This is a genomic window from Singulisphaera chitinilytica (genome assembly GCF_049331405.1).
In the GTDB taxonomy this organism is placed as follows: domain Bacteria; phylum Planctomycetota; class Planctomycetia; order Isosphaerales; family Isosphaeraceae; genus PoT.
On record NZ_CP186274.1, the window covers coordinates 4,959,578 to 4,970,895 of the forward strand.

The following is an 11,318-nucleotide window of genomic DNA, read 5'->3' on the forward strand; positions in this document are numbered from 1 at the left end:
CTGTCCGCCAATATCCTCCCGTCGTGGGCCGATAAAGATAACGAACTGGGCTCGAATGTCGGTAACACAGAGTTGCGCTTTCGTTTGCAAACAGATGCGGGGTCCTGATCTTCCTGGAACGGGCGGAGAGTATCGGCGATGCGTCAACGCGCGACCTTGAAACTAAGTCCCCGCCTCGAGGGCCTGGAAGAGAAGCAACTCCCCAGCGCCTCGGTGCCGACGACGCCGTCCGCCCAATCCGAGATCCGCGCGACGGCCCAGGCGACCCACGCGGCGAGGGCGACTAATGCCCTCGAGTTCGCGGGCGATTCGACGCGACACCTGGCCGCCCTGGCGCGGAACAACCAGATCTCGGCTGCCCCGCTACCTCGTCAGACGTCCAACGTGACCGGCGTCACCATGGACAGGATCACCAATCCGACGCCCTTCAACGCCATCCTGCGACCTCCGTTCCAGCAGGTGATGGTGCAGTCGCGGCCGCCCAAACCGGGCCAGACGTATAACGTCCTCTTCATCAGCGTGTACAATGGGACGAAGCGGACCTTCAACGCCAGCGACAATCTCACGGTCAAGCTGAGCAACCAGGCTCCAGGCCAGGCGTTCCCGGTGCTCACCGGCTCCGAGCAGTGGAAGCCCGGGCAACGGATGGTCTTCTACGTATTGTCGAAGCAGTATTATCCGGCCACTCCGGTCGTTTCGGCAGGCTTCCAGTTCAACTTCGTCAATCCCCAGGTGACGGCCATCCCGGGGCCGTCGGGGATCTTCCTGCGGCTCAAGTACAACCCCGCCACGTTTAATAAGGTCCTCGACCAGATCGTCGCCTATGGTCCCGGTTCCAAGGGCCACGAATTGGGGCTCGCGGACACCTCAATCTGGGAGATCATCCCGGCGAATTCCAACGTCATCCCCCTTTGACGAGGGGCTGGCAGGTTTCCTCGCCGACGATCTCCGTCCGGGCCGAGTGGGTGTTGCGGCCCGAATCCAAGGCCATTGCCACATAGCAATGCAACCACAAGTGATCACTCCTCGGTCGAATTGGCGCCGCCCGTCTTGAGGAAAAGCCCAAAGGATGTGGTTCGATCACTCTCGGGCTTGGGGCGAGGGGGTGGCCACCTGTACGGCAATCAGGTGAGCACGCGAGGTCTTGAGCACATCGCCAGGTTCCTCGCCCTCAGTTCCGTCTCCCTCTCCGGGATCAAGGGGCCGAGCAGCGGCCTCGGCTTCCTGAGCCCGCTGGTCGGGATGGTCCATCTGAGGATCGATGGCGAGAGTTGGCTCGACCTCAACGGTGAGGGACACGACTCCAGCGAGAACGAACTATCCCACCTCTCCGGCATGAAGCGCCTGGAGTCGCTCACACTCGGGGCACCGATCACCGACGCCGGGATGGCCCACCTGGCCCGGTTGAAATCACTTCGATGGCTCCAGGCCGATGATAAGGGAAACCAAATCACGGACGACGGCCTGGCCCGACTCTTAGGCATGAAAGAGCTTCGCAACCTCCTGCTCGCCGGCCGGTTCACGAGCGCCGGCCTGAAGCACCTGGAAGGCCTCGAGAACCTGTCTCAGCTCTCGCTCGCCTGTCGCCCAGGCGCGATCAGTGCCGAGGCCATCGAGAAGCTCGAGGCCCGCTGCCCATCGCTTCAGCAGGTCACGTGCACGCCCGAGCCGAAGCCGACGACGCCCGCCCCGAAGGTTGGCCGGGCTGCCCCTGACTTCGAAGTCGTGGCGTTCGATGGCCGAAAGGTGCGCCTCAATGACCTGAAGGGAAAGATCGTGCTGCTCGATTTCTGGGCCACCTGGTGTATGCCCTGCCTGGCTGACACGCCGCGTCTCAAGTCATTGATCGACGAACACCGTGCCGAGGCATTCCAGGCCATCAGCCTCAACATGGACGTGGATTCCCACCTGGCCCGGCGTCACGTGCAGCGTCAGGGGTTGGACGGGCCCCAAGCCTGGCTCGCGAAGGATTCAAAGATCCTCACTCTCTATGCCGTCGACTCGGCACCGCTTTATGTGGTCATCAAGCCCGACGGGACGATCGCCTACGCGGGGCGCGAGCTGGACGCGTCAAGGACCTCGGTCGCGTCGCTCGCGAAATCGAGCCCACCCAGGCCGTGAGCACTCGAATTCAAGGGGGGACGAGATCGCCGGGTTAGTCGAGGCCGCTCTTCCCGGCCTGATGCTGGAGCGACTCGATCGTCATCCCCTGGGCCTGGCGGATGAGATCCAGGGTCATCGCCTCGAGTTGTTCGACGAGGGCTCGGCACTCGTCGAGACGCCCTTCGGCGGCAAAGTCTTCGAGGTCGGACGCCACCTTGCCCGCGAGGTTGGAGAAGGCGTATAGCAGGGCACAAGATTTATGCGCGGCGCCGCTCAATCGCGTGGCGTCGCGATTCCGCAGTGCCTCGCCGATCTCGGCGATCCGCTGTGGTGCATATGTCTCCAGGTCGCGACACATCCGGACCAGGATGTCCGCGTCCTCGCCGCACGAGGTCAGGACTGCGGTCGGGTCGATCAAGTTCCTCAACCGAGGGGCTTCCGGGACCGGGATCGGTCGAGGGATTGCCACCTTGTCGATGACCAATCGATCGATGGCTTCGAAGAGGGCGGCCTTCGAGACGGGCTTGGTCAGGAAGTCGTCCATCCCGGCGTCGAGGCAGTGCTGGCGATCCTGGTCTCGCGAGCGGGCTGTCAGCGCGATGATCGGCAGGTGGCCGCCGATAGCCTGCTCCTGTTCCCGGATCGATCCCACGACCTCAAAACCATCGCATTCGGGCATGTGCACATCCAGGAGAAGCAGGTCGAAGTCCCGCTCGGTGACGAAGGCGAGGGCCTCTCGCCCGTTGCTCGCCCTGGTGACATGGTGACCGCGACGGGTCAAGAGCTGCTCGGCGAGATTGGCGCTGAATTCGTTGTCCTCGGCCACGAGGATCTCGAGCCGAGGTGCATCGGCGACCATCAGGGGGGACGTCGGGGACTTCTCGGGCGCCGCGTGCTGCAACATGATGGGGCCATCGTACGAGGTCCGGCTCAACACCCGGCGGAAAACCTCGTGGAGCTCCTCACTCCGGATCGGCTTGACGAGGAGGGCGTCGATCCGGAGCTCGCGCGAGCGGGCCGGGTCGATGGCGCGGTCGCTCCCATTCATCAGGATCAGGTGCGTCTCGGCCAGCTCGGCCCGGGCCCGGATCCGGGCGGCCAGGGCGAAGCCGTCGGTGTCGGGCATCTGCGCGTCGATCAGGACGATGTCGTAGAGCCGGCCTGACGCCGCGGAGTCCCAGAGGGCGTCCACGGCCCCGATCCCGTCGACCACCGAGGTCGGCACGGCCCCCCAGCCCCGGCACCATTGTTCGAGGATCCGGCGATGCGTCGCGTTGTCGTCGACGACGAGTACACCGCGGCCATCGAGCAGGCGAGACGCGTCGGCCCCGAGGAGCGACGGATCATGGCCGAGCTCGAACCTCGCCGTGAATGTGAAGACGCTCCCCTTGCCGGGCTCGCTCTCCACCGAGATGACGCCCCCCATGAGGTTCACCAGTCGCGAGGCGATCGTCAGGCCCAGGCCCGTCCCGCCGTACTTGCGAGTCGTCGACATGTCCTCCTGCTCGAAGGCGAGGAAGATCGCCGCGTGCTTCTCATGGGCGATCCCGACTCCGGTGTCGGAGACCTGGAACCGCAGGTGGACCTCCGAGTCCTTCGCCCCCGCGTCGAGGACGCCGACCCGGACCTCGACCTCCCCCTTCTCCGTGAATTTGACGGCGTTGCCGACGAGGTTATTGAGCACCTGGCGCAGGCGCCCGACGTCTCCGAACAGCGCGTCGGGGACCTCCGCCTGCACGTCGCCGACGAGTTCGAGCCCCTTTCGATGGGCCCGGGGCGCGAGGGCCCGGAGGGTGTCTCCGACGACGCCTCGCACGGAGAAGTCGACCGGGTCGAGTTCGAACTTGCCGGCCTCGATCTTGGAGAAGTCGAGCAGGTCGTTGATGAGGCCGAGCAGGTCGTTGGCCGAGGCCGAGACGGTCTTGAGATACTCGCGCTGGTCGGTCGTCAGGGCGGTGTCGAGGACGATCTCCGTCATCCCCAGGATCGCGTTCATGGGGGTTCGAATCTCGTGGCTGACGTTCGCCAGGAATTCGTCCTTCGCCGTATTGGCGGCCTCGGCCATCTCCTTGGCGAGCCTCAACTCGGCCGCCTGGAGGTTGCGCTCGATCCCCAGGGCGATCACCCCCGCGAGCGAGTCGAGCGTCTGGATCACCGCCTCGGAAAACGGCTGTCGCGAGAAGAGGGCCAGCACCCCCGTCAGGCGGTCGCCGACGACGAGCGGGAAGCCGGCGAACCCGACCATCCCCTCGCGCCTCGCCCACTCTGGGTCGCTGATGAGAGGTTCGTCGACGATCTGGTTGCTCAGGAACGGCTTGCGCTCGAACGCGAGCTTGCCGACGCCGAGCTCGCCCAGGGGGATCCGCGAATGCCTGCCGTCGAGGTTCGTGTACATCCCGGCGCTGGCCTGCAACTCCAGCGTGTCCTTCCCGGCGGGGAGGAACCAGATCCTCGCGAAGGCGGCGTCGATGTAGCGCACCAGGGCCTCGGCGCAGGGCTGGAGGAACTCATGCAGGGTCTCCCCCCGATTCAGGGCGATTCCCACGTCGCGCCCCAGCTCGGCGAGGCGGGCCCGCTCGACCTCCGCCTCCCTGGCTTGAAGGAGCATCTCCTCGGCCCGCTTGCGGTCGGTGATGTCGGTCCGGCTCCCGAGGAATCGGATCGGCTTGCCGGTCTCATCCCGCACGGCGATGCCTCGCGACAAGACCCATCGGTAAGTGCCGTCGCGATGCGCGACCCGGAATTCGGACTCGAACTCCTGCGTCTTGCCGCTCAGGTAGTCCTGGATGTCGACTTCCACCCGCGGCGCGTCCTCGGGATGCCATAGTGCCTTGTTCGTGATGTTGTCACTCGCGGCCTTGGGCAGGTCGAAGCCCGCCTGCTCCCAGACGTTGAGGTAATGGACCGGCCCGCTGGGATAGATCCCATCCGGCATCTCGACTTCCCAGATCCCCACGTGCGACCCTCGCACGGCGAGTTCCAGGCGCTCGCTGACCTGGCGGAGGGCTTCCTCGGCGAGCTTGCGCTCGGTGATGTCCTCCACGAGGCCGCCGATCCTGGGAGCCTCGCCCTCCTGCGGCTTCACGGCGAAGGACCGGCTCCGCACCCATCGGATCGAGCCGTCGGGGCGCACGACCCGGTACTCCATGCTCACGAAGTTGCCCCCGGCGCGCTGGATGAAGTTCTCCTGGATCAACGCACGGTCGTCGGGGTGGATGCTGCTGGACCAGGCCATCGGGTCGTCATAGAGGGCCTCGATCTTCGTCCCCCAGATTTCCTCATACGCCGGGCTGACATAGAGGATGCGCCCCGTGGTGGCGTCGGCGATCCAGTAGATCTCATGGATATTCTCCGCGAGTTGGCGGAACCGCTCCTCGGTCTCCCATGCGGTTTCCTCCTGGCTTCGCCTCGCATCGCCGCGGCCGTTGGCCCTCGCGCGGCGGGCGTACGCGACCAGGCCGGCGAGCGCCGCCAGGGCGAGGACCACGTCCCATCGCCCGATCCAGGATAAGCCAGAGATTTCGCTGAAGGCGTAAGTAGCCAAGGATGCGCCAGGAAAGGTGCAACGATGCCGGTTCGACGGCCGGCGGCACGACCCGCGAGGCTCGGGACCGGGATCAATGGCAATGAGAGCTCAGGACACGCGATCCAAGCGAGATCGTCTTCTAGGGTGGACGGACGCGGGGGCTTGGGCGATCGAAGCCGATGTTGAGGCTACGAGCTGGGCGTGGGGTCTTTCACGCACGCCCACCGAGGAGACAGTGTCAGGAATCTGCCGACGGTGAGACACGCGTGCATCGCGATCAGTTCGTCAAACCCCGACCGACCCCAACACCAAGCGAATGGAGTGCCAACCCAATGCAAGGATTCAATCAGGCCATCCTTCCGCACGATGCAAGCCGCACTTATAGCATCGACACAGCGATCCCGCGGCGAGTTTGCTTTGATGGCTTCCTACCCTGACGCCACGTCGGAGCCCGAGACTTGGCGCCCTCAGTGACAATCCTCGACTCTGCCTCTCGCCCGCAAATCGCCCCCGGACGAACGCCTCAAGTAAAGACTCTTTCAAGGGAAGCGTCAAGCCGGAGGGCGCTGATCCCGGAGAAAAATGAACACAATCACGAAGCACCATGACTTGAACGGAAGCCTCGCCACCAACCTTGCCGGGTGGATTCGTGCCGGAACCCAGCCCAAGCCTTTTTGCAGTAACATTGCCAAACCATGGCAATCGAGAACCGCATGGTTACTCGCAATACGCGGCGTCGACGTCCAGGCATCGCGATCCAGGAGGAAAACGCTGGCCAAATTCAGGTCATTTGTCTCAAAAGCTTCCAACTCGTCAGACCACTTTCGACCCTACCCCGCCGTGACGATGGACTCCCGCCCTCGGTCCAACCCCAACAAGACGGGCCTGGCACATGGGGAGGGGAGAATCTTCGGATCGAAGGGGCGCGAAGCGCGTGGACGCGGGCGGGTCATCGTTTAGCCTGCCTTCGGACACGACTGGCGGGACGGCTGAATAGCCGAGTGGCCTGGACTTGCTATACTACACTGTACACCGGTGGCATTCGGACTCTGTCGGGAACCGCCCCTCCCGGCTTCGTGACGGCGGGAGCGGGCAAAACCACCCTCACCCTCTGTATCGAACCGGAGTTAGTGCTCGCGAAGTGGAGACCGACACGTGAAAATGAATATTTCTTTAAAAATTCGAGCTCGATCGATAATACAAGAGAGGGCGACGGGCCGCGCGGGCCACGACATTCCGAAGAGGCCGGGCGAGGGGACGAAGAGGTGAATCCGAGGGGTCGACCCGACCGACGCGACAAATGCCGACGCCGTAGCCGCAATCCAGGGCATCGAAGAGGTCTCCGAGATGAAGTTGAGAATCCGAGGTAATTCGATCCGCCTCCGACTCGGCCAGTCCGAGGTCGAGCGGATGGTCGAGCAGGGTTTCGTCGAGGAATTCACCACGTTCGACATCGCGCGTCGCCAGCGCCTGGAGTACGTCCTGCGATCCTCGGACGACGCCAAGGAAGTCGCCGCCACGTTCGACGAGGGTCGCCTCGTGGTCAGGATCCCGGCCGAGCAGATCCGAGCCTGGGCCTCGACGGATCAGGTGGGGATCGAGGCGTTTCAGAAGGTCTCCGAGGACGAGACGCTCAGGATTCTCGTCGAGAAGGACTTCGAGTGTATCGACGCCCCCGTGCATGAGTCGCAGGCTGACGCCTTCCCCCGCCCAACTACGGGGATCGCCTGTTCGACCGCGAGTGGGGACTATCCCGACGACACGTCGACAGATTGACGCCGCGCGACGACCGGCCGACGGTCGATCGGCGCTCATGTCGTTGAGGGCCCTTGCCCGGGGAGCCTGCGATGCTGATTTTACGCTGGGACGGGGAAGTCGCCCGCGAATTACCCGATGAGGTCGTCGAGGAAGAGCCGCTCGAGATCCGGGTCCAGGGGCGGCCGATCAGCGTCACCATGCGCACGCCGGGCCACGACCCCGACCTTGCCGTCGGCTTCCTCCTCACCGAGGGGATCATCCGGCGCCGGCAGGACGTGCTCCTGGTCCGGCACTGCGACGACAATCAGGATGGCAACATCCTCGACGTGCTGATCGATCCCGACGTCGCCGTCGACTTCCAGCGCCTCACGCGTCACGTCTTCGCCAGTTCGAGTTGCGGGCTCTGCGGCAAGGCGACGATCGACTCGGTCCACTGCCAGTTCGCCCCGGTGCAGTCCGACATCGTGGTCTCGGCCGAGTTGCTCGCCACCCTGCCGGACAAGATGCGGCTTGCGCAAACGACCTTCAACCGCACGGGGGGCCTGCACGCGGCGGCCCTCTTCGACCTCTCGGGCGATTTGATCACGCTCCGGGAGGACGTCGGCCGGCACAACGCCGTAGACAAGGTGATCGGCCAGCGCTTCCTGAAAGGGGCCTTCCCCCCCGATCAGGCCATCCTGGTGGTCTCGGGCCGCAGTTCCTTCGAGATCATGCAGAAGGCCCTCGCCGCGAGGATCCCGATCGTCGCGGCCGTCTCCGCCCCTTCCAGCCTCGCCGTCGAATTCGCAAGGGAGAGCGGCCAGACGCTGATCGGTTTCCTCAGGGAACGGCGAATGAACGTCTACGCCCACCCGCACCGGATCGAATTCGCGAGCGTTTCCGAGGCCAAACCCTGAAGCGATAGGCTCCTCACCATCGATCAAACCGCGGCACTCGTCGCGACGCCGCCGGGACTCTTCGCCGGCGAGGGACGAGTGGCCCAGAGGATCCCGACCGCACTCATGAGGCAGACGCTCATGTGGACGAGGAGTCGGGCGTTGGCGGTCGCCGGGATCGGGTTCGTCGTCGAGGCCAGCGGGAACGCGATGCCGCCGAGCACGTCGAAGACGAGCGTCCCCAGGATCGCCCCCACAATCCCCCCCAGGGCCGCGATCGCCGGACTCTTCCAGCCTTCCCCCCCGAGGCCGAAGGCCAGGCCCGCCCCGAGGCCCGCCCCGGCCCACATCCCGCCGTGGATGAGAATGGGGAACAGGACGTCGTGCGAGAGGTGGGTCGCCGACTCCATGAACGCTCGCCAGTAAATCCCCAGCATGAGCCTCGTGCAAAGCCAGCAGAGGGTCCCGCCGAGCACGGCGCCCGCCATGGCGGCGATTACTCGCCGCAGACCGCCCCGCCACGGGCTGCCGCAGGCCCCCAGAAGCAAGCCGAGCACGGCCCCCATCGAGCCGTACGCGGCCGAAGCGACCTGCTGGACCGCCAACCGCTTCTGCCTCCCGATCTCCTGGGCCGACGAGACCGCGTTCGACGAAAGCTCCTTCGACATCTCGAAGGTCGGTGCGAAGTAGGCCTGAGCCCACTCGCCGACCCGCCACGACGCCAGGCCCGCCGCGGCCCCCGCGACGATCATCACCAACCCCATCAAGGCGAGGCTCCGCGGGCGAGGGTCAAGGCTCGACGAGACCTCCGCCTGCGGCCAGGTCGTGCGGGGAGGCGAGTCGAGGGACTCCACGGGGGAGTTCAGTTCATTCCCAGACATGAAGACCTCCTAGGACATCGGCGAGGACTCGACCGCGGCGACTCCCCCAATTCGGATCGGGCCGGGTCGGGGGCCAACTTGAATTCGCCCGGCTCGATGCACGAAACAACTGGAGATGAAGACCTCGAAAACCGAGGCATTTTTATCATAGACAGAGACGTCGATCCCGTCACTCCGATTCTTGCTTCCAACAAACGTTCCACGGGCGTGAAACTCATGTTTTGCCTAGTTTTTTCGTACTAAAACCATCAAGGTATGCAGCCGAATCCCTTAATAGTAAGTGGATTATTTTAGCGTGATCGGGAGAAATCGCTTGACTTCGCGGGTCGAGTCTGGGAAAAATCAGTCGATTCAAATATCTTAACTTCGAATTCAACTCGAGAAACCAGGCGGCACGGCTCGGACCGGTGCATCATGCCCGGGCATATGCCAGGGGCTGATACACGTTTCATTTCCGACGAGCCGAGCTGAGAGGTTCGGGGTTTCAACCGACCCGGGGCGTCCCGAACGCGGAGTCGCCAGGGTCCTCCGTATGCCTTCGATTTGGCGAGGATCAGCCTCTCACATCGCATGAGGACTGATTGAGATTCGTCGCGGGGTTGCCGCATCATTTCACATCGGCATCCTCAACACTTCTGGTTCTGGGGGATACACCGTGTCATCGATGCATCGACGGGGGGCCGTGGCGCTCTTGCTGGCCTATTCGACGACGATCATGGGCGGCGGCTGCGGCGCCGGGGTGAATGACGAGGTCTCGGCCAGCACCCGGGGGGTGGCGGCGGCCGACGCCCCCAAGAGCCAGGCCGACTTCTATAAGCAGCAGAAACAGCTATTGCCCAAGAGTGCGTCCAAGACGAAGGGGTCGAGGAGCCGCACGAGGTGAATCCGGCCTTCCCGGGAGGAGGAATCGTCCGCGCCGGGACGATCGAGAGTCGAGTTACGTCGTGTCGGGTGTCGAGTCGGCCAGCTCGAAGCGAGTCACGCGAGCGGCTCGCGCGTTTCACTAGCCCCAGGAGATCGAGGATATGTCGATCAAGCGACGTGGTTTCACGCTCATCGAGTTGTTGGTAGTCATTGCGATCATCGCGGTGCTTATTGCATTGTTGCTCCCCGCCGTCCAGTCGGCGCGCGAAGCCGCGCGTCGTGCCCAGTGCACCAATAACCTCAAGCAGCTCGGCCTCGCGATCCATAATTACATCAGCCAGAACAATTCCGTCCCCCCGGTCATGATCATGTACGGTACGCCGTCGGCCGGCGCGACGAACAACGGCCAGCAGCATTCGATCCATGCCCGGCTCCTGCCCTTCCTCGAGCAGCAGCAGATGTTCAACGCCATCAACTTCATGCACAGCGAACGCTGGGGCGGCCCCGGCGGCGACATCATGAACGGGTATCTCGGATCCACGGCCGACGGCGACCTCTGGGGCCTCCAGAACGCCACGGTGACCTGCAATCAGATCAATTCGTTCCTCTGCCCGTCCGACACCGGCGCGGCGAACCTGACCGGCATGCGGTTCTACCAGGGCGGCCCGATCCAGCTCGTCGGCCAGCTCAATTACCCGTATAACGCGGGGCTGAACCCGTTCACGTCCTCCGGCGGCGGCAACGTCCGGGGCCCCGGCTACTGGCCGGCCTGGAAGCAGTTGCAGACCGCGGCCCCCTTCAACGGGATCCAGGCCGAGTCGACCGTGACCGTGGCCTCGTTCGTCGACGGCACGAGCAATACGGTCGTCTTCAGCGAGTGGATGAAGGGAGACGGCCTGGACCCCAGCGTCTCCAAGGATGGCCTCGGCCAGGTCTACACCTCGACCGCCGGCTCGACGGCCTTCGCCGGCCAGTTGAACAACGACATCCAGCAAGCCCAGGCCTGCCAGCAGGCGACCACCCGCAACTGGACCTGGAAGGGCGACTGGTGGATCTCGGGCCAGTCGGCCACTTACACCCACACCCAGACCCCGAATAAGAAGTCGTGCTACTACTCCGACATCGGGCAGCCGGGCTCGTCGGCGGTCAACGTCGTCGCGGCCTCGTCGAACCACCCTGGCGGGGTCAACACGGCGTTCGCCGACGGCTCCGTGAGGTTCGTCAAGTCGTCGGTGAATGCGTTGACGTGGATGGGCCTCGCCACCCCCAACGGGGGCGAGGTCATCAGCGCCGACTCTTATTAACCCAAGG

Annotated in this window: 8 protein-coding genes; 6 read left to right on the forward strand and 2 right to left on the reverse strand. The window is 64.5% G+C overall.

From position 1 onward, the window contains the following. Positions 1 to 138 precede the first annotated feature (138 nt). Complete coding sequence (locus ACOYYX_RS19630) at positions 139 to 915, forward strand: hypothetical protein (RefSeq protein WP_422922917.1); 777 nt, start codon at positions 139 to 141, stop codon at positions 913 to 915. Between the two features lie 156 nt (positions 916 to 1,071). Further along, the gene (locus ACOYYX_RS19635) at positions 1,072 to 2,121 is read left to right on the forward strand and encodes a redoxin domain-containing protein (RefSeq protein WP_422922919.1); all 1,050 of its coding nucleotides are present in this window, start codon (positions 1,072 to 1,074) and stop codon (positions 2,119 to 2,121) included. 34 nt (positions 2,122 to 2,155) lie between these two features. On the opposite strand, the gene ACOYYX_RS19640 is transcribed toward ACOYYX_RS19635, so the two are convergent. Then, positions 2,156 to 5,590 carry a response regulator gene (locus tag ACOYYX_RS19640; RefSeq protein ID WP_422922921.1) on the reverse strand — a complete coding sequence of 1,145 codons (3,435 nt, stop codon included), beginning with the start codon at positions 5,588 to 5,590 and terminating at the stop codon, positions 2,156 to 2,158. A gap of 1,386 nt (positions 5,591 to 6,976) precedes the next feature. Here ACOYYX_RS19640 and ACOYYX_RS19645 point away from each other — a divergent pair. Both ACOYYX_RS19645 and fdhD read left to right on the forward strand, forming a co-directional pair. After that, positions 6,977 to 7,405 carry a DUF7009 family protein gene (locus tag ACOYYX_RS19645; protein WP_422922923.1) on the forward strand — a complete coding sequence of 143 codons (429 nt, stop codon included), beginning with the start codon at positions 6,977 to 6,979 and terminating at the stop codon, positions 7,403 to 7,405. Between the two features lie 71 nt (positions 7,406 to 7,476). Beyond that, positions 7,477 to 8,283 carry a formate dehydrogenase accessory sulfurtransferase FdhD gene (fdhD, locus tag ACOYYX_RS19650; RefSeq protein WP_422922925.1) on the forward strand — a complete coding sequence of 269 codons (807 nt, stop codon included), beginning with the start codon at positions 7,477 to 7,479 and terminating at the stop codon, positions 8,281 to 8,283. A 23-nt stretch (positions 8,284 to 8,306) separates the two neighbouring features. Here the strand turns inward: fdhD and ACOYYX_RS19655 are convergent, their stop codons facing one another. Next, complete coding sequence (locus tag ACOYYX_RS19655; RefSeq protein WP_422922927.1) at positions 8,307 to 9,143, reverse strand: hypothetical protein; 837 nt, start codon at positions 9,141 to 9,143, stop codon at positions 8,307 to 8,309. A gap of 655 nt (positions 9,144 to 9,798) precedes the next feature. Between ACOYYX_RS19655 and ACOYYX_RS19660 the strand changes: the two genes are divergently transcribed. Both ACOYYX_RS19660 and ACOYYX_RS19665 read left to right on the forward strand, forming a co-directional pair. Then, entirely contained in the window at positions 9,799 to 10,026 is a 228-nt protein-coding gene (locus ACOYYX_RS19660) for a hypothetical protein (protein ID WP_422922929.1), read from the forward strand. Between the two features lie 148 nt (positions 10,027 to 10,174). Further along, positions 10,175 to 11,311, forward strand: a complete 1,137-nt coding sequence (locus ACOYYX_RS19665) for a DUF1559 domain-containing protein (RefSeq protein WP_422931641.1) — start codon at positions 10,175 to 10,177, stop codon at positions 11,309 to 11,311. Positions 11,312 to 11,318 lie beyond the last annotated feature (7 nt).

Coding starts and splice junctions, on each gene's coding strand:
- ACOYYX_RS19630 (WP_422922917.1), top strand. CDS start 139: ATGCGTCAACGCGCGACCTTGAAACTAAGTCCCCGCCTCGAGGGCCTG.
- ACOYYX_RS19655 (WP_422922927.1), bottom strand. CDS start 9,143: ATGTCTGGGAATGAACTGAACTCCCCCGTGGAGTCCCTCGACTCGCCT.
- ACOYYX_RS19645 (WP_422922923.1), top strand. CDS start 6,977: ATGAAGTTGAGAATCCGAGGTAATTCGATCCGCCTCCGACTCGGCCAG.
- fdhD (WP_422922925.1), top strand. CDS start 7,477: ATGCTGATTTTACGCTGGGACGGGGAAGTCGCCCGCGAATTACCCGAT.